The organism is Micromonospora sp. A202, assembly GCF_006715105.1.
In the GTDB taxonomy this organism is placed as follows: Bacteria; Actinomycetota; Actinomycetes; order Mycobacteriales; family Micromonosporaceae; genus Micromonospora; species Micromonospora zamorensis.
The window spans coordinates 924,359-947,182 of the sequence record NZ_VFMP01000001.1; the positions used below are offsets into that span (position 1 = coordinate 924,359).

General features: G+C 70.7%; 24 protein-coding genes and 3 tRNA genes. 15 read left to right on the plus strand and 12 right to left on the minus strand.

The genetic code is table 11. The features are described 5' to 3' along the window. Positions 1-75 precede the first annotated feature (75 nt). Positions 76-1,155, minus strand: coding sequence for an LCP family protein (locus tag FBZ33_RS04380; protein ID WP_141908088.1), 1,080 nt, complete (start codon positions 1,153-1,155; stop codon positions 76-78). A 139-nt stretch (positions 1,156-1,294) separates the two neighbouring features. Here FBZ33_RS04380 and FBZ33_RS04385 point away from each other — a divergent pair, with 139 nt between their 5' ends. The 3 genes from FBZ33_RS04385 to FBZ33_RS04395 all read left to right on the plus strand — a co-directional run bounded on the left by FBZ33_RS04385 (position 1,295) and on the right by FBZ33_RS04395 (position 4,053). Further along, positions 1,295-2,128, plus strand: coding sequence for an O-methyltransferase (locus FBZ33_RS04385; protein WP_141908089.1), 834 nt, complete (start codon positions 1,295-1,297; stop codon positions 2,126-2,128). 4 nt (positions 2,129-2,132) lie between these two features. Next, entirely contained in the window at positions 2,133-2,951 is an 819-nt protein-coding gene (locus FBZ33_RS04390) for an MOSC domain-containing protein (RefSeq protein WP_141908090.1), read from the plus strand. A 112-nt stretch (positions 2,952-3,063) separates the two neighbouring features. Next, positions 3,064-4,053 carry an expansin EXLX1 family cellulose-binding protein gene (locus tag FBZ33_RS04395; protein ID WP_185755209.1) on the plus strand — a complete coding sequence of 330 codons (990 nt, stop codon included), beginning with the start codon at positions 3,064-3,066 and terminating at the stop codon, positions 4,051-4,053. Positions 4,054-4,057: 4 nt separating this feature from the next. Here FBZ33_RS04395 and FBZ33_RS04400 read toward each other — a convergent pair whose 3' ends face one another. The 3 genes from FBZ33_RS04400 to FBZ33_RS32605 form a co-directional block, all read right to left on the minus strand. Then, complete coding sequence (locus FBZ33_RS04400) at positions 4,058-4,585, minus strand: GNAT family N-acetyltransferase (RefSeq protein WP_088951496.1); 528 nt, start codon at positions 4,583-4,585, stop codon at positions 4,058-4,060. A 92-nt stretch (positions 4,586-4,677) separates the two neighbouring features. Further along, positions 4,678-4,760: transfer RNA gene (locus FBZ33_RS04405), tRNA-Leu, on the minus strand. Beyond that, positions 4,746-5,684: an HNH endonuclease gene (locus FBZ33_RS32605; RefSeq protein ID WP_221629430.1), complete on the minus strand. Its 939-nt coding sequence runs from the start codon at positions 5,682-5,684 to the stop codon at positions 4,746-4,748. Before FBZ33_RS32605 ends, FBZ33_RS04405 begins: the two co-directional genes overlap by 15 nt. On the opposite strand from FBZ33_RS32605, the gene FBZ33_RS04415 reads away from it, so the two are divergent. Continuing rightward, entirely contained in the window at positions 5,683-5,994 is a 312-nt protein-coding gene (locus FBZ33_RS04415) for a transposase (RefSeq protein ID WP_221629431.1), read from the plus strand. The genes FBZ33_RS32605 and FBZ33_RS04415 overlap by 2 nt on opposite strands. Continuing rightward, a complete protein-coding gene (locus FBZ33_RS04420; protein ID WP_185755211.1) occupies positions 5,991-6,887 on the plus strand; it encodes an IS3 family transposase in 897 nt (298 codons plus the stop codon). The genes FBZ33_RS04415 and FBZ33_RS04420 overlap by 4 nt, the downstream gene beginning before the upstream one ends. 139 nt (positions 6,888-7,026) lie before the next feature. Here the strand turns inward: FBZ33_RS04420 and bcp are convergent, their stop codons facing one another. Further along, entirely contained in the window at positions 7,027-7,503 is a 477-nt protein-coding gene (bcp, locus tag FBZ33_RS04425) for a thioredoxin-dependent thiol peroxidase (RefSeq protein ID WP_088946464.1), read from the minus strand. A 327-nt stretch (positions 7,504-7,830) separates the two neighbouring features. On the opposite strand from bcp, the gene FBZ33_RS04430 reads away from it, so the two are divergent. From FBZ33_RS04430 to FBZ33_RS04445, 4 genes are read left to right on the plus strand one after another with little or no spacing between them, the layout of a single operon-like run. Continuing rightward, positions 7,831-8,556: an energy-coupling factor ABC transporter permease gene (locus FBZ33_RS04430; protein WP_099850968.1), complete on the plus strand. Its 726-nt coding sequence runs from the start codon at positions 7,831-7,833 to the stop codon at positions 8,554-8,556. After that, positions 8,553-9,026, plus strand: coding sequence for a PDGLE domain-containing protein (locus tag FBZ33_RS04435; RefSeq protein WP_255508711.1), 474 nt, complete (start codon positions 8,553-8,555; stop codon positions 9,024-9,026). The genes FBZ33_RS04430 and FBZ33_RS04435 overlap by 4 nt, the downstream gene beginning before the upstream one ends. A 16-nt stretch (positions 9,027-9,042) precedes the next feature. Next, a complete protein-coding gene (cbiQ, locus tag FBZ33_RS04440; RefSeq protein ID WP_088951497.1) occupies positions 9,043-9,813 on the plus strand; it encodes a cobalt ECF transporter T component CbiQ in 771 nt (256 codons plus the stop codon). Next, on the plus strand, positions 9,810-10,568 hold the full coding sequence (locus FBZ33_RS04445; protein WP_099850971.1) for an energy-coupling factor ABC transporter ATP-binding protein: 759 nt from the start codon (positions 9,810-9,812) through the stop codon (positions 10,566-10,568). The genes cbiQ and FBZ33_RS04445 overlap by 4 nt, the downstream gene beginning before the upstream one ends. Here the strand turns inward: FBZ33_RS04445 and FBZ33_RS04450 are convergent. From FBZ33_RS04450 to FBZ33_RS04465, 4 genes are read right to left on the minus strand one after another with little or no spacing between them, the layout of a single operon-like run. Further along, positions 10,552-11,664 (minus strand): hypothetical protein, encoded by a 1,113-nt coding sequence (locus FBZ33_RS04450; RefSeq protein ID WP_141908094.1) that lies wholly within the window; start codon positions 11,662-11,664, stop codon positions 10,552-10,554. The two genes, FBZ33_RS04445 and FBZ33_RS04450, sit on opposite strands and share 17 nt — an antisense overlap. Next, entirely contained in the window at positions 11,661-12,377 is a 717-nt protein-coding gene (locus tag FBZ33_RS04455) for a thioredoxin domain-containing protein (protein WP_141908095.1), read from the minus strand. The genes FBZ33_RS04450 and FBZ33_RS04455 overlap by 4 nt, the downstream gene beginning before the upstream one ends. Further along, entirely contained in the window at positions 12,370-12,894 is a 525-nt protein-coding gene (locus FBZ33_RS04460) for a MauE/DoxX family redox-associated membrane protein (protein ID WP_141908096.1), read from the minus strand. The genes FBZ33_RS04455 and FBZ33_RS04460 overlap by 8 nt, the downstream gene beginning before the upstream one ends. Before the next feature lie 32 nt (positions 12,895-12,926). Then, entirely contained in the window at positions 12,927-13,517 is a 591-nt protein-coding gene (locus FBZ33_RS04465) for a sigma-70 family RNA polymerase sigma factor (RefSeq protein WP_141908097.1), read from the minus strand. A 202-nt stretch (positions 13,518-13,719) separates the two neighbouring features. Between FBZ33_RS04465 and FBZ33_RS04470 the strand changes: the two genes are divergently transcribed. The 3 genes from FBZ33_RS04470 to FBZ33_RS04480 all read left to right on the plus strand — a co-directional run bounded on the left by FBZ33_RS04470 (position 13,720) and on the right by FBZ33_RS04480 (position 17,293). Further along, positions 13,720-15,384, plus strand: coding sequence for a copper resistance CopC/CopD family protein (locus FBZ33_RS04470; RefSeq protein ID WP_141908098.1), 1,665 nt, complete (start codon positions 13,720-13,722; stop codon positions 15,382-15,384). Between the two features lie 17 nt (positions 15,385-15,401). Beyond that, a complete protein-coding gene (locus FBZ33_RS04475) occupies positions 15,402-16,145 on the plus strand; it encodes a YcnI family protein (RefSeq protein ID WP_141908099.1) in 744 nt (247 codons plus the stop codon). A gap of 149 nt (positions 16,146-16,294) precedes the next feature. Further along, a complete protein-coding gene (locus tag FBZ33_RS04480) occupies positions 16,295-17,293 on the plus strand; it encodes a hypothetical protein (RefSeq protein WP_141912401.1) in 999 nt (332 codons plus the stop codon). A 133-nt stretch (positions 17,294-17,426) separates the two neighbouring features. Here FBZ33_RS04480 and FBZ33_RS04485 read toward each other — a convergent pair whose 3' ends face one another. Beyond that, positions 17,427-18,716, minus strand: coding sequence for a glycosyltransferase 87 family protein (locus tag FBZ33_RS04485; protein WP_141908100.1), 1,290 nt, complete (start codon positions 18,714-18,716; stop codon positions 17,427-17,429). A 72-nt stretch (positions 18,717-18,788) separates the two neighbouring features. On the opposite strand from FBZ33_RS04485, the gene orn reads away from it, so the two are divergent. Continuing rightward, the gene (gene orn, locus FBZ33_RS04490) at positions 18,789-19,379 is read left to right on the plus strand and encodes an oligoribonuclease (RefSeq protein WP_088946475.1); all 591 of its coding nucleotides are present in this window, start codon (positions 18,789-18,791) and stop codon (positions 19,377-19,379) included. A gap of 112 nt (positions 19,380-19,491) precedes the next feature. Beyond that, positions 19,492-19,564, plus strand: a tRNA-His gene (locus FBZ33_RS04495). Positions 19,565-19,681: 117 nt separating this feature from the next. On the opposite strand, the gene FBZ33_RS04500 is transcribed toward FBZ33_RS04495, so the two are convergent. Then, on the minus strand, positions 19,682-20,971 hold the full coding sequence (locus FBZ33_RS04500; RefSeq protein WP_141912403.1) for an Ig-like domain-containing protein: 1,290 nt from the start codon (positions 20,969-20,971) through the stop codon (positions 19,682-19,684). A gap of 250 nt (positions 20,972-21,221) precedes the next feature. Continuing rightward, a complete protein-coding gene (locus FBZ33_RS04505; RefSeq protein ID WP_141908101.1) occupies positions 21,222-22,493 on the minus strand; it encodes an Ig-like domain-containing protein in 1,272 nt (423 codons plus the stop codon). Between the two features lie 188 nt (positions 22,494-22,681). On the opposite strand from FBZ33_RS04505, the gene FBZ33_RS04510 reads away from it, so the two are divergent. After that, positions 22,682-22,757 (plus strand) — tRNA-Lys (locus tag FBZ33_RS04510). Positions 22,758-22,824: the final 67 nt, after the last annotated feature.

Sequence of the window (22,824 nt, forward strand, 5' to 3'; positions counted from 1 at the left end):
CGACGGGCGGCGGCCGTGAGGCCGCCGCCCGTCTGCTGTCTTTCGACTGCCGGCGGGTCCCGCGCCGGCCCCAGGTCATTTCTTGCCGAGGCTGACGATCTCACCGACCGAATCCCGACGGACCGCGTCGTAGAACGTCTTGGCCCGCGCGTTGTCGGCCAACACCACGCTTTCCGAACCGATCCGGCCGGTGCCCTTGGTGGGACTGGTCACGAAGGTCATGTTCCCGCCGCGAACGCCGCGCATCTGCGTCGCCATGTCGAACAGTGACAGCTCCTTGTCCACCGAAACCGAGCTCGAGGTGGCCTTGAGGAAGCTGTTCAGCTTGCCGGGGTTGGCGAGAATGCCGCCCGAGGAAGCCTTGTCGATGATGGCCCGGATCACCTGCTGTTGGTGGCGGATCCGTGCGAAGTCACCGTCCGCGAACTGCTTGCGCTGGCGGGAGTAGTCCAAAGCCGCCTCCCCGTCCAGCTGCTGAGGACCCTTCCTGAAAGTGCGGAACGGCTCGTGGATCGAGGTGAAGCTCTTCTCCGAGTTGATTTCGACACCGCCCAGGGCGTCGATGATCTCCTTGAAGCCGGCGAAGTCGATCAGCGCCACGTGGTCGACCCGAACGCCTGTGAACTTCTCCACCGTCTGCACCATGAGCGGCACACCACCCCAGGCGTACGCTGCGTTCACCTTGGCGTCCCGACCACCGTTGTTGCCGTCCTGCGACTTCGGCACCGACACCCAGGTGTCGCGGGGGATCGAGATCAGCTGCGCGCTCTTCCGGTCCTTCGGCAGGTGGGCCAGGATGATCGTGTCGGTACGCGAGCCGCCCGTCTTCTCCGGGTCGCGTGAGTCGCTGCCAAGGATCATGATGTTCATGGCGCCGTCGACGCCCGCCTGCGGGCGCGACTCCTCGGGCACGCCATCGAAGGCGTCGACCCGGTCAATTCCCGACTCGACAGATCGCAGGTAGAGACCACCGGCCACCAGGCCGCTGCCACCCAGCACCATCAGTGCCAGCAGGCTGAACAGGACGATTCGGCGCCACCGGCGGGGGCGCCGCGGCGCTGCGCCCGGCGAGGGATCCTCGGTCGGCTGCGGCCCGCTGGCAGCGCCGTAGGTCGGGTCCGTCCAGGACTCCGCGGTGTGTTCACGACGTGGCATGGGCGCGATGCTACTGAACGCGGTTTCTGACCGCGTCCCCTCGTCCGGCCACCATCGCGCACCATCGGGTCCGAATCAAGCGGCGGATGCGCCCAACTTCCCCCTGCCGGCGTCACCGCAGAGCTGGTATGAACCTTCCGTGGACGCAACGAAGCTCCGACACGCGATCGCCCGTACCCGACTTGCGCCCGTCGCCGCCTTCCCCAAGCGGCTCGCCCGGGTCGCCCGCCACGACGCCAAGGTGCTGCGCATCTCGGCTCGGTGGCTGGTCACCTCCCGGGAACATCACAACTACACGTACGAGCTGACCAAGCTCAGTCGTCACCACCTCGCCTGGTTCGTCAGCGTCGTCTGCGACCGGCCGGTCAAGCAGGTCCGTGGGTGGCTCGACGAGGTCGAGTCCGACAAGTCACTACGTCAGCACATCGAGCGGGCCACCGCAGGCGCCGCCCGCCGTGGTCTCGCCGACAAGCAGGTCCACTACGCCCGCCGGATCGGCTGGTACGCGATCGTCCGCGCCACCCGTCCCGCACACGTGGTGGAGACCGGCGTCGACAAGGGGTTGGGCACCTGCGTTCTCGCGTCCGCCCTGCTGCGCAACGCCCAGGAGGGGCACCCGGGCCGGATCACCTCGCTGGACATCAACCCCGAGGCCGGCTACCTCGCCCGGGTCGCGCCGTGGTCGGAGGTCGTCGACCTGGTGATCGGCGACTCGATCGCCTCGATCGGCGCACTGGACCGCCCGGTCGACCTTTTCCTGCACGACAGCGACCACAGTCGCGCCCACGAGAAACGCGAGTTCGATGCCGTCGAGCCGAAGCTCGCCCCCGGCGCCATCCTGCTCACCGACAACGTCACCAGCACCAATGTGCTCGCCGAGCACGCCGAGCGCACCGGACGGCGGTTCCTCGCCTACCGGGAGAGCCCCGCCAACCACTGGTACCCGGGAGACGGCATCGGCGTGGCATGGTGACCGGGTGCGGCTGACCTCGATTCACACGTACCCCGTCAAGGGTTGCCACCGGCTCGACCACGACGGCGCGTTCGTGCAGCCGTGGGGCCTGGCCGGCGACCGACGCTGGATGGTCGTGGACGCCGACGGCGTCGGCGTCACCCAACGCGAGACCACCCGGCTGGTCGGCCTGCGCGCGACCGTGCGCCCCGGTGGTCTGGTGCTGAGCGCCGACGGGCGGCCCGACCTCGACGTGCCCGAGCCGATCGACGGTGCACCGGTCGCGGTGCGCACCTTCCGCAGCCGCAAGCTCCCGGTCCCGGCGCTGCCGGCCGGCGCGGCGGCCGACGACTGGCTCGGCGCGTTGCTCGGCCGACAGGTCCGGCTGGTCTGGCTGGGTCAGCCGACCCGCCACCTGGCCGCCGGGGACCGTGAACACGACACCGGTGACCAGGTCAGCTTCGCCGACGCCTACCCGCTGCTGCTGGCCAACGCCGCCTCCCTCGACGCCCTCAACGGCTGGCTCGCCGAGGCGGGGGAGGAGCCGGTGCCGATGACCCGGTTCCGGCCCAACCTGGTGGTCCACGGCGCGCCGGCGTGGGCCGAGGATGACTGGGCCGGCCTGTCGCTGCACATCGGTGACCTGCGGTTTCGCGCCGCCGGGCCGTGCGACCGCTGCGTGGTGACCACCACGGACCAGGAAACCGGGGTACGCACGAAGGAACCGCTGCGCACACTCGGCCGACACCGCAACGTCCAGCAGAAGCTCCTCTTCGGACTGCACCTGGTGCCGATCGACAGTGGACCCCTGACCGTGGGAGCCCCGGTCGTCCTCGCGACCTGACGGGCGGGCCCGACCCACGACCGGAACGCGGCGATCACCATCCGTCGATGCTGTCTTAGCTTTGGCTTAGCCGGCTTGTCCGCCCGCGCCCGGGTCCGGCAGCATCGCCGTCGTGACGGACGAGAGCGCTGTCGACATCACCATCGACCTGGACCATCCTCCCGAGGAGCGGCCCGCGTCGTCGTCCCGTCCGGTGCCCTGGCTGGTGGCGACCGGCGTCACCGTTCTCGCGGCGGCGCTCGGCCTCACCCTGACCCTGCGGTCCGGCGCCGCCCCGGCCTGCGCCGCCGCCCTGCCGCTCGCCGCAGCGCCACCCACCGGCAACGCCACACACAGCGGCAAGGCCACCTTCTACGACTCGAAGGGTGCCGGCGGCAACTGCTCGAACCCCGCCGCCCCGGCCAACCGGCTCTACGTGGCGCTCGGCCCGAGCGAATACTCCGCGGCTGCCGCCTGCGGCGGATTCCTCGACGTGACCGGCCCGAAGGGCACCGTCCGAGTGCTGATCATGGACCAGTGCCCGGAGTGCGCGCCCGGACACCTCGATCTGTCCCGCGAGGCGTTCGCCCGGATCGCCGACCCGGTCCAGGGCCTCGTCCCCGTCACCTACCGCGCCGCGGTCAACCCGCCGCTGCCCGGACCGCTCACCTTCCGGATGAAGGAGGGCGCGTCGCAGTGGTGGTTCGCTCTCCGGGTCGGGAACCACGGCAACCCGCTGCGGTCCGTCGAAGTCCGGCAGGGCGACAGTGGTGTGTGGCAGTCGGCCGCCCGGCAGGACTACAACTACTGGCTGATCGACTCCGGCGCCGGGCCCGGCCCGTTCAGCATCCGCGTCAGCGACGTCTACGGAAACCGGGCCACCGTCGGCGGCGTCCGCCTGGCACCCGGTCAGGTGCAGAACAGCGTGGTCCGGATGTACGGGCGCGGGGCCGTGGCGGCCACCCCGCGCGCCTCCACATCGGTCCGGCCGCCCGGCAGTCGACCCGCTGTCACGCCGACCCCGGCCCGCCGTCCGGTCGAGGTGGCGAAGGCGAGCGCACCAACCACCGGTACGCCGACCACCCAGCCGGCCGGAGCGAACGCCCGCTGGTGCGCGGGCTGACCGCTCAGTCGACCGGCGTCAGATCGAGCCACATCAGGATCTCGTCGCGGTCGTCACCGGGCGCCACCCGCAACGCGCGCGGCAGCCGGCCGATCTCCCGATAACCGAGACGGGCGTAGAACGTGTCCAACCCCAAGCCGTCGCGCACAGTGACGTGCAACGCCTCGTGGCCGAACTCCCGCCCCAACCGGGCCGCCTCGACCATCAGCGCGGCACCGTAGCCGGCGCCCTGAGTGTCCGGGTGGACCATCACCCGCTTCAACACACACCAGTGCGCCTTGAGCGGGAAACGGTTGTCACTGAAGATCAGAACCGCCACCAGCCGGTCTCCGGAGTAGCCGACCAGCAGCCGGTCCGGACCGTCGGCGATACCGGCGAAGGTCGGGTCGGCGAGGACGTGAACGTCAGCGGCGGTGACCGGCGGCACGAAACCGACGGCGCCGCCGGCGTTGCTGACGTCCGCCCAGAGGTCGACGATCTCGGCGCGCAGCTGCGGGGTCAGGTCGGGGTCGAGGACGAAGTGCAGACTCACGCCCGCCATCCTGACCCGCTGACCAGGCCCGCGACCCACGACAGTGACGCGCCCGACAATCGCGCTCTGGTGCGGGGGTGTGTGTCGACCTGTGCGGGAGAGGGGATTCGAACCCCCACATCCTTCCGGATACAGGTTCCTAAGACCTGCGCGGCTGCCGTTACGCCACTCCCGCCAACGCCCTGAGTCTAGAGCGTCTGGCGTCGACGGTGTTGAGCCCGGCCTCCCTGAGGATGGTCGAGACCGTGCCATGACTCACCCTGCATGCTCGGCCCGGCAGATTGCGGAGGATCCCCGACAGCCGCTTCGGTCCAACATCAGGATGCGCCAGCGCCTGTTCTATCACCACGTCGCGATGAGCCCTCGAACGCCACCTGCGGTCCGGACGTGGCCTCAACACTCCGTCCTGCTCGAGCTTCCGCCGAACCTTGTGCAGATAGGCCGGGGACCAGTCCAACTGCCGTGCCGCCTCCGAGGCCGTCACCTGCTGCGCGTCGACCTGACCGAACAGGTTGACGAGATCCTCCCGCGTTGCTGGTCGGCGACCGGATCCGGCAGTCTCGTGCGAGCGTTCCTGGTCACCGGGCGCCGGGTGCACGGGAACGGTGGGGATACGAGCCCGGTTCCGCCGGCCGGCGTAGGTGGAGGTCTGACTGTGGCAGTTGGGACAGAGGAGCCGCAGGTTCGGTGGCCGGTTGTCGAGGAAGTCCCCGTTGATGTGGTCGACGTGCAGGATGAGTGGAGCGCCTCGCCACACCGGCCCTATCCCGCACCCCTCGCACTCCTGCGGCACGCCGAGTGTGCCCAGCGCCCACTTCAATCGCACGCCGGGTGTCCGACGGGAACCCTCGGGCAGCACGACCAGAAGCTCTGCTGAAGTGGTGCGCCGTTCACCTCGGCGACCCTTGTTGTGTGCCTGACCAGTGAAGTGCGAGGTGTCGATGCCGAATCTCTTGAGCTGCCGACTGATGTGCGCGTGCGAGCCACCGCTGACGCGAACGCCGAGCAACCGCATCACCTCGGTGATTGGGCCTGCCCCGTTTTGACGGACATCCGAGATCAGGGGACCTGGGGTCTCCGGGAGGATGTCCATCATCATGGAGAGCATGGGGAAGAAGCGGCCGCGGCCTCGGCGTTCGTTCACGCCGGAGTTCAAGGCCGAGATCGTCGAGTTGTGCCAGCGTGGTGACCGCACGCTTCGGCAGGTCAGCCAGGATTTTGATCTGACCGAGACGGCGGTGCGTGAGTGGGTCAAGCAGGCCGAACTCGACACCGGCGTCCGCGCCGACGGGCTGACCACCGACGAACGGGCCGAACTCGCACAGCTGCGCAAAGAGAACCGCAGGCTGCGCGAAGACGTCGATGTGCTCAAACGGGCGACGGCTTTCTTCGCGAAGGAGACCCGGTGAACGTCTTCCCGTTCATCGCCGCGGAGCAGGCCGGCAAGCACAACGTCAAACGTGCCTGCGAACTGCTCGAGGTCTCCCGATCCGCCTACTACCAGCAGAAAGCCGGCACCCAGTCGCAGCGCGAGCGGGTCGATGCGCAGCTCACCGACAAGATCACCGTGCTGCACGAACGGTCCAAGGGCACCTACGGGGCGCCGCGGATCCACGCTGACCTCACCGAACAGGGGCTACGGCACGGCCGTAAACGCGTCGCCCGGCTAATGCGCACCGCCGGACTCGCCGGCAAGAGCCCACGCCGCTGGCGCACGACCACAATCCCGGATCGGGCCGCCGGGCTCCGACCTGACCTGGTCGGCCGCGACTTCCGTGTTGATCCCGGCGTAATCGATACCCGCTGGTGCGGCGACATCACCTACATCAACACCTGGCAGGGCTGGCTCTACCTGGCCACCGTCATCGATCTCGCATCACGCCGGGTCGTCGGCTGGGCCGTGGCCGACAACCTCAAGACCGACCTGGTCGACGCCGCCCTCGCCGACGCTCTCGCACGCCGCCGACCCGAGCCCGGGCTGGTGTTTCATTCCGACCGCGGCACGCAATACCTCAGCGCCCAGCACGCCCGCCTCGCACACCGTCACGACATCCGCCTGTCCGTCGGACGGCGCGGACAGTGCTGGGACAACGCAGTCGCCGAATCGTTCTTCGCCACCATCAAAACCGAACTCCTGCACCGCCAGGCCTGGCCCACCCATCAAGCCGCCCGCCAGGCCATATTCGAATACATCGAGGGCTGGTACAACACCCGCCGCCGACACTCAACCCTCGACTACCTCAGCCCTGCGGCCTTCGAGGCCACCAGCTCACAACCGCTACCGATCGACCAAGCCGCCTAACTAAGATCAACACAACGACCCTGTCCGTCGAAACGGGTCAAGCCCAGATGTTGCGCGCGGCAGCGGAGGCGGCGGCCAACGCTTCGGGCGTGTATTTGTATCGAACCACTGACGGAACGTAGCGTCCCGGTACGACAGATCAGTCCAGGCCGAGGTCGCGGCGGAGCTTGGCGACGTGGCCTGTGGCCTTGACGTTGTAGAGCGCCCGCTCGATCTTGCCGTCGGCGTCGATCACGAACGTCGAGCGGATCACGCCGGTGACGGTCTTGCCGTAGAGCTGCTTCTCGCCGTACGCGCCGTAGGCGGTCAGCACCGCCTTGTCCGGGTCGGACACCAGCGGGAAGGTGATCGCGTCGCGCTCGCGGAACTTCGCCAGCTTTTCCGGCTTGTCCGGGGAGATGCCGACGACCTCGTAGCCAGCGGCCTGGAGCGAGGCGAGCGAGTCGCGGAAGTCGCAGGCCTGCTTGGTGCAGCCGGGGGTCATCGCCGACGGGTAGGCGTACAGGACGACCTTGCGGCCTCGCAGGTCGGCGAGGGAGAGCTGGTCGCCGGTGTCGGTGGCGAGGGTGAACTCGGGGGCGGGGTCACCGGCGGAGAGGCGGTCGGGCGCGGTCATGGCCCGACGATACCGCTGGGTTGGCCGGTGCCGTCGTCGGCGAGCCGCGCGGATCCGCGCCGGCGGGTGAAGATCGACTCGTGGTTCTGGAAACCGGGGCATCCCCGACCCGCGGACACCCCGACATCAAGAAAGGTGAGTCGATCACCAGGCGGATACCCCGACATTCACGGAAGTCGAGTCGATCACCGGGACGTGTCGACGCCGCACCTGACCTGGAAGGTGATCAAGCTCATCCGTTGTTGCAAGACTCTGGCAACAACGAGGTTTGGGAAATAGGCTGACCCACGCCGGCCCGGTCGGGCCCGCGGACGCGTGGGAGGTCGCGTGGAAACACTGGCGATGCACATCTCGAACGGGATCATCGACGGTCCGGTTGCAGCGATCTTCGCTGCGCTGGCCCTTGCCGCGCTCACCGTCTGCGTCCTGCGCGGTCGGCGCGACCTGGACGACCGGCTGGCCCCGATGGCGGGCCTGGTGGCGGCGTTCATCTTCGCCGTCCAGATGCTCAACTTCCCGATCTTCACGGCCGGCGTGAGCGGCCACCTGCTCGGTGGCGCGCTCGCCGCCATGCTGGTCGGTCCTTGGGTCGGCGCGCTCTGCGTGGCCGTGGTGCTGGTGGTGCAGGCACTGATCTTCGGTGACGGCGGCGTGGCGATGCTCGGCCTCAACATCACGAACATGGCGCTGCTCGGCACCGCCGCGGCGTACGTGCTGATCGCGGTGCTGCTGCGGGTGCTGCCCCGTACGCGGGCCGGTCTGGCCGTGACCGCGTTCGTCGCCGCCACGCTCAGCGTGGTGGTCGCGTCGCAGGGCTTCGTCCTGCAGTACTGGCTGGGCGGCACCACCGACCTGGGTAACAACCTGACCGGCCTGGCCGGCACGATGGCGGGCGTCCACCTGCTGATCGGCATCGGCGAGGGCCTGATCACCGCGACCACAGTGCTCACCGTCGCGAAGGTGCGCCCCGACCTGGTGTACGCGCTGCGCTCCCTGCGCACGCCCGCCGCCCCTGCCGCCCCCGCTGTCCCCGTCACCGGAGGTGCCCGATGAAGAACCGTTCCTGGGCCTTCCTGGCCGGTGGCCTGCTGGTCGCCCTGCTGCTCGCCGGTGTGGTGAGCAACTACGCCTCGTCCCACCCGGACGGGCTGGACTCGTCCCTGCTCAAGGGTTGCACAGTCGACGCCGACGACAACATCGTCGGCGGCAGTTGCCCCGCCCAGCAGGCCCGTGACCACGAGCTGGCCGACAGCCCGCTGGCCGACTACGGCGTGCGTGGCGTGCGGAACAGCTTCGTCTCCACCGGCCTCTCCGGGGTGCTCGGGGTGCTGGTGACCTTCGCGATCGGCGCTGGCGGCTTCTGGCTGCTGCGCCGCCGGGGCACAACCCCGACCGACGGCACGACGCCCACCGACGGCACCACGCCCACCGACGGCACCACGCCGACCGACGGCACCAACCCGACCGACGGTGACCCCGCGACGTCCGACGACGTCCGGCGCCGCGCCGACGCGGCCAGCTGAGCAGGGGTACGCGCAGATGGGTGCCGGTCACGGGCACGTGCTGTACCGCGAGTCGGACTCACCGGTGCACCGGCTCCCGCCCGAGGTGAAGATCGTGGCGATGGTGGTCTTCACCATCGCCGTGGTGGCCACCCCGCGTACGGCGTTCTGGGCCTTCGGCGCGTACGCCCTGTTGGTGGCGGTGGTGGCGGCGCTGGCCCGGGTGGGGCCGCGGTGGTTGCTGAGCCGGGCGCTGATCGAGCTGCCGTTCGTGCTGTTCGCGGTGGCGCTACCGTTCCTCGGCAGCGGCGACCGGGTCGAGGTGCTGGGCCTGCGGCTGTCCGAGGACGGCCTGCACGGCGCGTGGAACATCGTGGCCAAGGGCACCCTGGGCGTGCTCGCCTCGCTGTTGCTTGCCGCGACCACCACGACCCGGGACCTGATCGTGGGGCTGGACCGGCTGCACTGCCCGCAGGTGTTCACCCAGATCGCCACGTTCATGCTGCGCTACCTCGACGTGCTGATCGGAGAGGCGCGGCGGATGCGGGTGGCCCGGATCTCCAGGGGTGACGACCCGCGTTTCCTGTGGCAGTTGCGCGGCTTCGCCGCCGGGATCGGGGCGCTGTTCCTGCGCGCCTTCGAGCGGGGTGAGCGGGTCTACCTGGCGATGCTGTCGCGGGGTTACACCGGGCGGATGCCCGCCGTGTGGCAGAGCGAGGGCGCGGCGACCACCGGCCAGTGGCTGGTCGCGGCCACAGTGCCGGTGTTGGCGGCCTCCATCGCCGCCACCGCCGTCGTGCTGTCATGATCGGTGTCGTGCAGACCGCTGTCTCGCTGGACGTTCGTGGCGTTCGCTACGCGTACCCGGATGGGCATGTCGCCCTGCACGGGGTGGACCTGAGCGTGCCGCGCGGCGATCGGGTGGCGTTGCTCGGGCCCAACGGGGCCGGCAAGACGACGCTGGTGCTGCATCTCAACGGCATCCTCACCCCGACCGAGGGCAGCGTGAGCGTCGGCGGGCTGACCGTGACGCCGGATCGGGCCACCCTGGGCGAGGTGCGTCGCCGGGTGGGCATCGTCTTCCAGGACCCGGACGACCAGTTGTTCCTGCCCACGGTGGCGGAGGACGTGGCGTTCGGGCCGGCGAACCTGGGCCTGCGCGGGGCGGAGTTGGCCGCGCGGGTGGACGAGGCGCTCGCGGCGGTGGGGATGAGTGAGCACCGGGAGCGGGCCCCGCAGCATCTGTCGTTCGGGCAGCGCCGCCGGGTGGCGGTGGCCACCGTGCTCGCCATGCACCCGGAGATCCTGGTGCTCGACGAGCCGTCGTCGAATCTGGACCCGGCGGCCCGCCGTGAGCTGGCCGAGATCCTGCGCGACCTGCCGGTGACCCTGCTGATGGTCACGCACGACCTGCCGTACGCGGCGGAGCTGTGCGAACGCTCGGTGATCCTGGACGGTGGCCGGATCGTCGCCGACGCCCCCACCGGAGACCTGCTGCGTGACGAGGCCCTGCTGGCCCGTCACCGCCTGGAACTTCCCTACGGTTTCACCCCGCGGCCGTAGCTCCGCGTTCGGCGTCGTCGGCCCGGGGTGCTGCGGTGGCGGCCCGGGAGGCGGCGTGCAGGCGGAGGACTCCTGCGGCTGTCGCGCCGGCACCGGTGATCAGCACCACCGCCACCATGACGCGGGCGACCTCGGGCGACCAGGGCACCGGGGCGATGGACCGGGCGAACACGGCGGCGTTCGCCGCGCCGCCGAAGAGCGCCAGGCAGGCCCCGGCCAGCGCCACAGCGAAGTCGGCGGCCGGGCGCCGGGCCAGCGCGTACCAACCGGCGGCGACCGCGCCGAGGCCGGTGAGCAGCGACCAGATCTGCCCGGACAGCAGCCCGACCAGCACTCCGCCGACACCCTGCGCGCCCGCGTCCAGTTCCCGCCCCACCGGGTAGACGACGGTCAGTGCGCCGCCGACGACCAGCAACGCGCCGACGGCGGACAGCGCGCGGGCGCCGGCCGGCGCGGCGGCGGCGACCAGGCCGAGCGCGCCCACCGCGAGCAGGCCCACGATGGTCACCGTCCACCAGGTGTACGCGTCCGGCGGTGGCACCCAGTCGAGCGTGCCGCCGATGACCACCGGGTCGGCGCCGTCGCGCAGTGGGACCGTCCAGTCGCGGACCCGGTGCTCCCGGTCCGGTGCGGCGCGTACCGCCGGCGGTGGTGCCGACTTCTGCCACAGTGCGCGCTGGTCGTGCCAGCGCGCCGTCGGCCCGTCGTCGATCCGCCGCCAGTTCGGCGGGGCGGCCGGGTCGGCCTCGGCCGGGAGCGCGGTGTCCCCGGTGATGGTGCGGTTCAGGTACGTGGCGGGGGAGCGGCTGTTCTCGAAGATCCCGTCCGGGCCGACCCGCAGGTACGGCTCGCCGGAGTAGCCGATCACCTCGACGGTGCGGCCGGTGCGGTTGGTCAGCTCCAGTCGGGCGCCCGCCTCGACGACGCGTACCTCCAGCCCTGGCCGTGCCGGTGCGACCCCGGTGGTCCGGGTGCGGTAGTCGGTGCCGTCGGGTGCGTCCGCGCCGTGCGCGGCGGCGGGCGCCGCGGTGAGCAGGGTGGCCGCGCAGGCTGCGGTGGCGACCAGGCCGGCCCGGGTCAGCAGGGTACGGATCACTTGCCGGCCGCCGCCACGGCTGCGGTGAGAGCGTCCGGGGTGGGGTTGTCGACCGACTTGCCGTTGACCTTGACGGTCGGCGTGCCGGTGACGTTGCTCCGGCTGGCGTCGTCGGTGACGTGTTCGGTCCACGTCCGGTAGGTCTTGTCCTTCACGCAGGTGCCGAAGGAGCCCCGGTCGAGGCCCACGCCGACACCGATGTCGATCAGCTGGTCGTCGGTGAGCCCGGCGCTGCCCTCCGGCGGCTGCTGGGCGAAGAGCGCCTTGGCGTACTCGTGGTACTTGCCGCCCGCCGAGGCGCAGCCGGAGGCGGCCGACGACCGGGTCGAGTATTCGGTGGTCGAGAAGCGGTTCAGGTACGCGACGGGGTGGTAGACCACCTTCGCCTTGTTCTCGGCCACCAACTGTTCGAGCGTCGCCCCGCTGGTCTGCTCGAACTGTTTGCAGGCCGGGCAGAGGAAGTCCTCGTAGACGTCGACGGTGACCGGCCCGCCGCCGGTGACGATGCCGGTGCCGGCCGCGTTGGCGCCGGGCGGGGTGGTGAACTCGTCGGAGCGCTGGCTGGACCAGGCGGCCCAGCCGATGACACCGGCGATGACCAGGACGACGACGGCCGCGGCCGAGACCCATATCGTGCGCCTGCGCCGCCGCTCTCGGGCGAGTTGCTCGCGGACCACCCGGGCGGCGTCCCGCTGCCCCTTGCGACTACTCATCCTCGTCCTCCACAACGGGCTCGCCGGACAACCATCCGTCCACCGAGACGGGCGTACGTGGCCAGATCAGCAGAAATCCGGCCAGTACCAAGAATCCCAGGTCCCGAAGGATCTCCGGGAGGTAACTGGGGGCCTGTCCCTCGGCCAACTGCCCACCGCTGCCGAAGCAGCCGCAGTCGATGGCCAACCCCCGCGCCCAGGCCGAGGCGATCCCCGCGATGAAGACCACCAGGAGTGCGGCAGACACCCCGGCGACGAGCCGGGTGGCCAGCCCGAGCAGCAACAGCACGCCCAGCGCCAACTCGACGAAGGGCAGGGCCGCGCCGATCACGCTCGCCACGTCGTACGGCATCACCTGGTACGCGTTGACGGCACGCCCGGAGGCGGCCAGGTCGCCGACCTTCGACGCGCCGGCCACGAGCCAGACGGCGGCGAGGCCGAGCCGGGCCGCCGTGCCGAGCCAGGGCCGGACGACAGGCCAACGGCCAGCCCCGGAGGGAGGTGCAGTCACGCTCATTTGTCGTCCCGTCTCCGCCGGAAGTTCCGCGCTCAGCCGGTCAGCGCGTCGCCGGCCGCCTCGACCAGGTCGTCGCGGGCCCGGGCGACCCGGGAACGGATGGTGCCCACCGGCACCCCTTCAACGGCGGCGGCCTCGGCGTACGACAGGCCGAGCAACTGGGTGAGCACGAAGGCGGCACGCCGCTCGGCGCTGAGCCGGCGGACCAGGTCGGCGGCCCCGAGCTGGCCGGCCGGGTCCGGGTAGGGGCGGTCGGTGAACGCGTTCGCCGCCAGGCGCTCGTCCAGCCGCCGACGGCGGACCACCGTGCGCAGGTGGTCGGCGCAGGCGCGCCGGGCGATGCCGAGCAACCAGGTGCGGGCGCTGGAGCGACCCTCGAACGCGGGCAACGCCCGAAACGCGCGCAGGTACGTCTCCTGGGTCAGGTCGTCGGCGCTGTCCGGGTCGACCAGGGCGGCGGCGAACCGCCAGACCTCGACCTGGGTCAGCCGGACGAACGCCGCCTGGGCGCTCGGGTCACCGTCGCGGGCGATCAGCGCCCACTCGGTGGCCGGGTCCCGGGCGACGTCGCCGGCCGGCTCTGCCGGACCGGCGGCACCGGTGTCACGCGGGACGGGGATCACGACAAACCAGGTTACGCGGCGCCCGTCGCGGCGTCAGGGTCCTTCGGCCCTTGGATGTTCTGCACCACGTCGGGAACTTTTTCCCAACGCGAGCCGACTACCTGCTCATGACACGCGATCCCTCCCGCGCGGCACTGGCGGCTGAGCAGAGTTGAGCCCTTCGCCCGACTCGGGTCGCCGAGATCCACACCGGTCGGCGACCATGGCTGGCATGACTGTCGCCCCCCGCCGCTGGTTCGCCCGGCTGGCCGCAGCTGCCGGCCTGCTGGTCACCGTCGTCGCCCTGTTGATCGCGCCGGCCACCTCCGCGAGCGCCCACGCGGTGCTGGAGAGCAGCAGCCCGGCCGCCTCCTCCATCGTGCCGAGCGGGCCGTCCGAGGTGGTGCTGACGTTCAGCGAGTCGGTCCGCAAGGTTCCCGGCAAGATCCGGATCATCGCGCCCGACGGGGCCCGGGCCGACCGGGGTGAGCCGTCCTTCGCCGGCGGTGTCGTGACCATTCCGGTGGACCCGGCCGGGGGCCGAGGCACCTACCTGGTCAGCTTCCGGGTGATCTCCGCCGACAGCCACCCGGTCTCCGGGGCGTTCACCTACTCGGTCGGCGCACCCTCGACGCCACCCATCGACTCCGGCTCGGACAGCCGCGCCAACCCGGTGGTGGGTACGGCGGTGAAGGTGGCCCGCTTCCTCGGCTACGCCGGCCTGGTGCTGCTGGTCGGGCCGGCGCTGGTGCTCGCCGCGCTCTGGCCCCGACGGCTCTCCCGCCGGGGGCCGACCCGCCTGGCGTGGACCGGCCTGGGTCTGGTGGCCGTCGCCACCCTCGCCGACCTGTGGTTGCAGGTGCCCTACACCGCCGGCGGTGGCCTCTTCGACGTCACCGGCGAGGGTTTCGGCAGCGTGTTCGGCAGCGCCTTCGGCGCCGCCCACCTGGTCCGGCTCGGTCTGCTGGCGGCGTCCGTCTTCCTGCTCCGGCCGCTGCTGGCCCGACCGACCGGCCGCGCCGACGCGATCATCCTGGCCGTGCTCGGCGGCGCCACCCTGCTGACCTGGCCCCTGGCCGGGCACCCGGCCGCCTCCCCGGCGCCGGCGGTCTCCGTGGTGGTCGACGCGGTGCACCTGGGCAGCATGGCCGTCTGGCTGGGCGGTCTGCTCATGCTCGCCGGCTTCCTGCTGCGCCAGGCCGACGAGCGGGAGTTGAGCGCGATCCTGCCGATCTGGTCGCGCTGGGCGGCGCTCGCCGTGTCGGCGCTGCTGCTGGCTGGCACCGTCCAGGCGCTGATCGAGGTGGCCACCCCGCAGGCGCTGTTCGACACCACCTACGGGCGGCTTCTGCTCGCCAAGATCGGGCTGTTCGCGCTGGTGATCGCCGTGGCCGCGTACTCCCGGCAGTTGGTCCGCCGCCGTGTCGCCGCGCAGCGACCGGCGCCGGTACGCCGGGCGGTCTGGGTGGAGCTGGCGGTCACCGTGGTGGTGCTGGGCCTGTCCGCCACGCTCGTGCAGACCACGCCCGCCCGCACCGCCGTCGCCGGGCCCTCCAGCACCGAGGCCGGCCTGTTCAGCACCAGGCTGTCCAGCCCGCTCTACGAGATGCAGATCGAGGTGAGCCCGGCCCAGCGGGGCAACAACTCGGTGCACCTGTACGCGTACGGCAAGGACAACCTGCCGCTGCCGGTCGTGGAGTGGAAGGCGACCGCCGCGCTGCCCTCGGCCGGGATCGAACCGATCGACGTCCCGCTGCTGCCGTTGACGGACAACCACGCCTACGGCGACATCAGCCTGCCCGCAGCCGGCGACTGGCAACTGAAGATCACCGCCCGAACGACCGACATCGACCAGGCCACGGTGACCGCCACCGTGCCGATCCGTTAGAGAGGTCCGCGAAACCCATGACCCGAATCCGGCGTACCGCAACCGCCGCTGCCGCACTGGCGTTCGCCGCCGCCGCCACCGCTGTGCTCGGCTTCGCCGGACCGGCGTCCGCTCACGTGACGGTGAACCCAAAGGAGGCGACCCAGGGTGGCTACGCCCGGGTGGCGTTCCGGGTGCCGAACGAGAGTGACACCGCGTCGACCGTCAAGCTCGAGGTGGTCCTCCCGGAGAACGCCCCGGTCGGCTCGGTGTCGACCATGCCGGTCCCCGGTTGGACGGTCGCGACGGAGAAGCGCAAGGTGGATCCGCCGATCGAGGTGCACGGCAGCCAGCTCACCGAGGCGGTTTCCAAGATCACCTGGACGGCCACCGGTGACGCCGGGGTGAAGCCGGGCCAGTTCCAGGAGTTCCCCGTCTCGATGGGGCCGCTGCCGAAGGTCGACTCGATGGTCTTCAAGACCCTCCAGACCTACTCCGACGGCAACATCTCGCGCTGGATCGACGAGCAGGCACCGGGCGGCGAGGAGCCCGAGAGCCCGGCTCCGGTGCTCACCCTGACCGCCGCCGCCGCGCCGGGTGGTTCGGCCGCACCGGCCTCCGCCGCCGCCGTCGCGGCACCCGACGATGACGACGACGACGAGGACGGCAACGGCCTCGCGGTGGGCCTCGGTGTGGCCGGTCTCGTCGCTGGTCTGGCCGGCCTGGTGCTGGGCGGGTTGGCGTTCACGCGGACCCGTCGGGAGCCGGTCGCCAAGTCCTGACCCCCGTCCCACCGCTGGCCCGCCGGACCATCCGGCGGGCCAGTGCGCTTTCTGGAGTCCGCACCGCCCGTGCCGTGGATATCCGCTGATCAGACGGTCTGCGTCGGTAAGGTCGGCCGGGTACTTGGCTACGGAGGGGGACGGTGCGGATGCGGTTCGTGCGGATGATCGCCGGAGTGCTGCTGTTGGTCGTGGGGATTCCGGCGTTGTTCGCCGGAGGCGCGCTGTGGCTGGTGACCCGCCACGCCGACCCCGACGGGGCCTTCGCCGCCCGCTTCGAAACGGTCCGCACGCCCGGTCACGCGGTCGTGGTCACCGACCTCGACCGGTTGCTGCGGCAGGAGGCGCCGTTCGCGCGTACCGCGCAGACCCGGCTGCGACTGGACGCCCGCACCGCGGACGGCCCGGCCTTCGTCGGGCTGGCGCCCACCGCTGAGGTACGCCGCTGGTTGGAGTCGGCACCGTACGCCTCGGTTCGCCGGGTGGCGCTGGCCCAGGGCCCGCTGCCGGTCCGGCTGGACGCGGCCGGTCCGGCCGTGGGCACCCGGACCGCGGCTGAGGCGGTCACGCCGCTGGGGCGGTCCTTCTGGGTACGCGAGGGGATCGGCTCGCTGGAGTGGAGTGTCGGGGACCTGGCCGGTGAGCCGATGAGCCTCGTGGTGATGCGCCCCGACGGCGGGGCGGATCTGGCGCTGGACCTGCGCGCCGAGTTGCGCGCCGGGTGGACCGGGCCGGCCACCTGGGGTCTGCTGGCCGTGGGCGTCCTGCTGGTGGTGTGTGCGGTGCTGCTCCTGCTGCGGCCGCTGCGCCCGCGTGAAGTGATCTTCGTGGTCGAGCCGGATCAGGTGCCGGTGCTCGCCGGCCGGCTCGGTGTCACCTCGCTGAGTGGCCTGGGCTCCCGGGAGCAGGGCTCGACCCCGCCGTTGCCGGCGGTCCGGCAGCTCACCCCGGTCGGCTCGGGTGCGGGAGAGCGGCTCCGCTCGGCGATCGGCACCGAACCGTCCCGGCCGGTCACCCTCGCCGACCTGGACGAACCGGCCCGGTTGCCGCGCCCACCGGAGGTGACGCTGAGTCTCGCGTGGCCACCGGCCGGTACGGAGGCCACGGACCAGCCGGTGGAGGTGCCGCCGGTGGTGCCCGGTCGGTGATTACGCGGCTGGCGGGGGACGAAACGGCGAGTGGCCCTCCGCGCTGCCGACGCGGAGGGCCACTCTCACCGGGGGATCGGTGCTACCTGAGCGACGCTTGAGGTAGATGAGGTCAGATTAGCGCTGATGGCGGCTACTGGGGAGATCTGTCCATTTGGCGCGATTTTTCCTCACGGTGGCCTGAGTCTTCCTCAGCGCGCCGCGCGCCCACCGGCAGGACCACCAGCAGCAGCGCGCTGATCAGCACGTAGGCGTTCTGCACGACGAAGTCCGCCGGGTTCTCGGTGCGGACCGGCTCCACGCCCCAGGCCTGGAACGTCACCACGCCATAGACGATCACCGCGGTGATGCCCAGCGCGAGCCCGGCCAACCACCGACGCCGGCGTGCCTCGTCCGGCCGGTCGGCACTCAACGCCGCGTCCGCGAGCAGCACCACCGCCGGAACGAACCAGTAGATGTGGTGGGTCCAGGTGATCGGGCTGACCAGCGAGCCGACCAGCCCGGTCAGCGTCAGGCCCGTCAACGCGTCACCGGCCCGAGCAGCGCGGGCGGCCCGCCACAGCCCGTAGACGGCGACCACGGCGACCAACAACAGCCAGAGCAGCTGGTCCGGCTTCGCCGGCGCGGTGAACCGGCTGAGCAGGCCGAACAGCGACTGGTTGCCGACGTAGTCGGTGCGCCCCACCCGATCGGTGGCCCACAGTTCGTGCGTCCAGAACCGCCACGAGTCGCTCGGGGCGATCGCCGCCGCGAGCAGGGTCGCTGCCGCCGCGGTCGCGCTGGCCACCGCCGCGGCCCGCCACCGCCGGGTGGCCAACAGGTACACGATGAAGATGCCGGGAAAGAGCTTGAGTGCCGTCGCCAGCCCCACGCCCACCCCGGCCCAGCGCCGCGCCTGCGGCACCGCGTACAGCAGGTCTGCCAGGATGAGTACGACCAGCAGCATGTTGATCTGACCGAAGGTGATCGTCTCGCGGGTGCTCTCCACCGCCAGCACCAGCAGCACGGCGACGACCAGGGTGAACGTTCGCGGCAGGTGGTGCCGGTCGATGAGCGGCATCACCACCCACCGGGTGGTCAGCACCACGGCCGCCATCGTGAGCACCGTGAAGATCGTCACGGTGGCGCCGAGTCGCAGCAGACCGAACGGCCACAGCAGCAGCGCGCTGAACGGCGGGTACGTGAAGTACAGCTCGCCCTGCACCCGGTCGGGTTGGACGTAGTCGTAGAGCGGGTGGCCGACGCGCCACCAGTCCATGGCCGACATGTAAATCTTGAGGTCGAAGAAGTTGTGCACGAGGCCGCGCAGGTAGAGCGCCGGGAGCACGGCGACAAGAGCCACCACCGCGACCAGGCGACGGACCGTACGGCCGCCGGGATCGTCGTCCGTGACGGCGGGCGGTGCGACGGGTTCTGCTGGCACCCCGAAACCCTAGCGGTCCGGTCGGCCGAGAGCGCGCAGCTGCGGGTCGTGGGCTGCGCGTAGGCTGTCCCGGTGGCTGATCTCCTTGTCTGGATCGACTGTGAAATGACCGGGTTGGACCTTGGCAGGGACAAACTGATCGAGGTTGCGGCACTGGTCACCGATCCCGACCTCAATGTGCTGGGTGACGGTGTCGACGTGGTGATCCACGCCGATGAGGCGGCATTGGAGGCGATGCCGGAGATCGTCCAGACGATGCACGCCAAGTCCGGCCTCACCGAGGAGGTCCGCCGCTCGGCGGTCACCCTCGCCGAGGCGGAGGACCTGGTCCTGGACTACGTCCGGACCTTCGTCAAGGATCCGCGTACGGCACCGCTGTGCGGCAACTCGATCGCCACCGACCGGGGCTTCATCGCCCGGGACATGCCCCGACTCGACGCGCACCTGCACTACCGGCTGATCGACGTGTCGTCGATCAAGGAACTCTGCCGCCGCTGGTACCCGCGGGTGTACTTCGGCCAGCCGCAGAAGGGCCTCGCGCACCGGGCGCTGGCCGACATCCGGGAGAGCATCCGGGAGTTGGAGTACTACCGGCGTACGGTCTTCGTGCCGCTGCCCGGCCCGGACGTCGAGACCGCCAAGGCGATCGCCGCCGAACTCTGACCCGCGGCGGCTCGTACGGGGACCGGGGAACCCGCTGGACGAGGCACGCCGCGATGTGGCTATTATTGGTCCGCACCCCGCCCGGGGCTATCGACCGGGCGACGGCGGCGTGGTGGCTGTAGCTCAGTTGGCAGAGCACCGGGTTGTGGTCCCGGTTGTCGTGGGTTCAATTCCCATCAGTCACCCAGTTGGTTGTGCTGCTCAGGCCCCCTCCTCGGAGGGGGCCTGAGTCGTTTCGTGGGCCCGATAGGGGCATCCACGACGAAGCCCTCTCCGCGTGGGAGAGGGCTTCGTCGTTCGGGTCAGGCGGTCGGCGTGGGGGTCGGGGTGACCGCGCCGTCCGGCGTCGGCGTGGTGTCCGGGTCCGCGGGAGGCTCGTACGGCAGGGCGCTGCCCTTGACGTAGTCGTCCCAGCTCATGTTCCAGTCGGTCCAGCCGTTGCCGTTCTGCAGCTTGCGCTCGGTGCCCTTGACCGTGATCGGGTCACCGATCTGGGTGTTCTTGAACAGCCAGTCGCCGTTGGCCATCGACACGTTCACGCAACCGTGCGAGACGTTCACGCTGCCCTGCTGGCCCTCGGACCAGGGCGCCGCGTGGATGAACTCCCCACCCCAGGTGAGGCGCTGCGCGAAGTCAATCTTGGTGCGGTAGCCCTCTTCCGGGCCCAGCTCCTCGAACGTGTCGAAGACCGTCTTGCGCAGCTTCTCAATCACGACCATGGTGCCGCTGGACGACGGGGTGCTCTTCTTGCCCAGGCTGACGGGGATGGTCTTGATCACGGAGCCGTTGCGGGTCACCGTCATCCGCTTGGTTTTGTTGTCCACCGTCATGACCGTCGCAGCGCCGATCTTGACGTCCACGCTGAGGTCGGCGCGGCCGTACCAGCCCTCGCCCATCGGCAGACCGCCGGCCTGCACCCGGTAGGAGATCTTGCTGTCGGCCTTCCAGAACTCCTTCGGCCGGTACCGGATCTCGGTGGGGCTGACCCAGTGCCAGATGCCCTCCTGCGCCGGCGTCGACGTCACCGTCATGCGGCGCTGCACGTCGTCGCGGTAGTCCTCCGGGATGTTCCGGCTGAACTTCACGATCAGCGGCATGCCGACTCCGACCACCTGGTTGTCGCCGAGGAAGCTGGTCACCCGTACCTGGTTGTTCGGCTTGGCCATCGTGGTGAAGGTGCTGGTCGCGGTGGCCGGACGGTCGTCGTCGCCGGTGGCGGTGACGGTCGCCGTGTAGGCCGTGCCGTACTCCAGCGCGCCGGCCGGCAGCCACGTCGTGCCATCTGCCGCGAGGGTGCCCTCGACGGCCTTGCCGGCCGCGTCCTTCAGCTCGACAGCGGTCTTCGCGGCGTCCTTGGTGGTGAAGGTGATGCCGGTGGACGCTGGCACGTCCTTGGCATCGGCGGCCGGTTCGCTGATGGTCGCCGCCGCCTTCGGTGCCGGAGCCTCGTCGCCGCCCTGCCAGGAGGACGGCTTGCCGCCGTCGCCGTCGGTGCAGGCGGAGGTGAAGGCCAGCGCCACGGCGAGGAGCCCTGCCGCGAACACGCGGCGTCGCCCACCGCGTCTGATCAGCTGGTCCTGGCTAGCTCGCATGATTCCCTCACAGTCGTGGTCGCTGCCCCATCGTCTCCTACTGACGCGCCAGAGCCGGCCCCGGTTGCCGAGGGTGAACCGAAACACGCCGACGATGATGCCGGATTTTTGCTACTATCCGGCGTTTCGTGAGCCTGGCTCGTCTCCGTACCGGGACCGAGGGGTCGCCGCGGCGTCGTCGCAGCGCGGGAATGCAAGGGTACGCGCCGGCCCGGCCATCGGCAGGGCCGGCGCATCGATGCCGGTCGGCTCAGAGCGCCGGGCCGGCCCCACCCTTGGGTACGGGTAGTGCGCTGCCCTTGATGAACGCCGACCAGCTCAGGCTCCACGCCGTCCAGCCGTTGCCGGCGGCGATCTTGCGCTCGGTGCCCTTCACCGTGATCGGGTCACCGATCCGCGTCTTCTCGAACAACCACCGGGCGTTCAGCATCGACACGTTCACGCAGCCGTGCGAGACGTTCTGCCGCCCCTGCACGTGCTCCGACCAGGGTGCGGCGTGGATGTACTCGCCACCCCAGGTGAGCCGCTGGGCGAACTGGATGTCGGTGACGTAGCGGTTGGCCGGGTCCGGGTCGTCGCGGGTGTCGAAGGTCGTGGCTTCCTTCTTCTCCATCACGACCATGGTGCCGCTGGACGACGGCGTGCTCTTCTTGCCCAGGCTCACCGGGATGGTGCGCACCAGCGCGCCGTTCTCGTACACCAGCATCTTCTTGTTGGCGTTGTCGACCTTCATCTCGAACGACCGGCCGATCTTCGCGGTCGCCTTACGGTCCATGTCGCCGTACTTGCCGTTGCTCAGCGGCATCCCGGCGAGGGCGATCCGCACGCTGATGGTCGTGCCGGGCTTCCAGTACTCCGGGGCCCGGTAGTAGGCCTGCGTGCCGTTGTCGACCCAGTGCCACGCCCCCGGCTGCGGCGGGTCGGTGCGGACGAACATCCGCTTCTGCACCGCCGCCCGGTCCTTCTTCGGGATGCCCGGGTGGAACTCGGTGACCACCGGCATGGCCACGCCGTAACTCTTGTCGTCGAAGAGATACAGGCCGGACCCGATCGTCGACTTCGGCTTGGCCATCGTGGTGAAGCTGCTGGTGCCCCGGCTGCTCGTGCCGTCGGACCCGTTCGCCGTCACAGTGGCGGTGTAGCGGGTGCCGAACTTCAGCGGGGCGGACGGCACCCAGGCCGAACCGTCGGTGCGCAGCTTGCCCTCCACCGAGCCCCCACCGTCCGCCGTCAGCGTGACCGCGGACACCTTTCCGCCGTTCGGGAGCTTCGCGCTGATCTCCGTGCTCACCGGCCGGCCCTTGGTGCCGTCCGCCGGGCTCAGCGTGAGCGTCGGTCCGCTCGGCGCGCTCGGGGTTGCCGGTGCCGAGGGCGCGGACGAGCCAGCTTCGGCACCCGCGTCCGCCGGCGACGTCCCGCCAACGAATTCCGGCTTCTTCTCGTCGCCGCACCCGGTCAGTGCCAGCGACGCCACCAGAGCCAGAGCGCCCACCACCGCCCCGGCTCGCGTGAACCGTGTCATCCCCACCTCTGTTCTCGCGTACCTGGCGGACATCGTGCCGCATCGACGCCGCAACCCACGCCCCTGCCTTGAGCCGGCTGGCCAGTTTGGGGCTTTTTGTCGGCAAAGCTCGACCGAAGGGGGGAGCCCGGTAGCCGGATTGGAGCCGGGGTTTCGGGGGTGCTAATGTTCTCTCCGTTGCCGAACGAGCGCCGCTAGCTCAACTGGCAGAGCAGCGGACTCTTAATCCGCGGGTTCGGGGTTCGAGTCCCTGGCGGCGCACCAACGATGAAGGTCCTGACCTGGCAGATCCCTGCCGGTCAGGGCCTTTTTCGCGTACGCCGGTGCAACG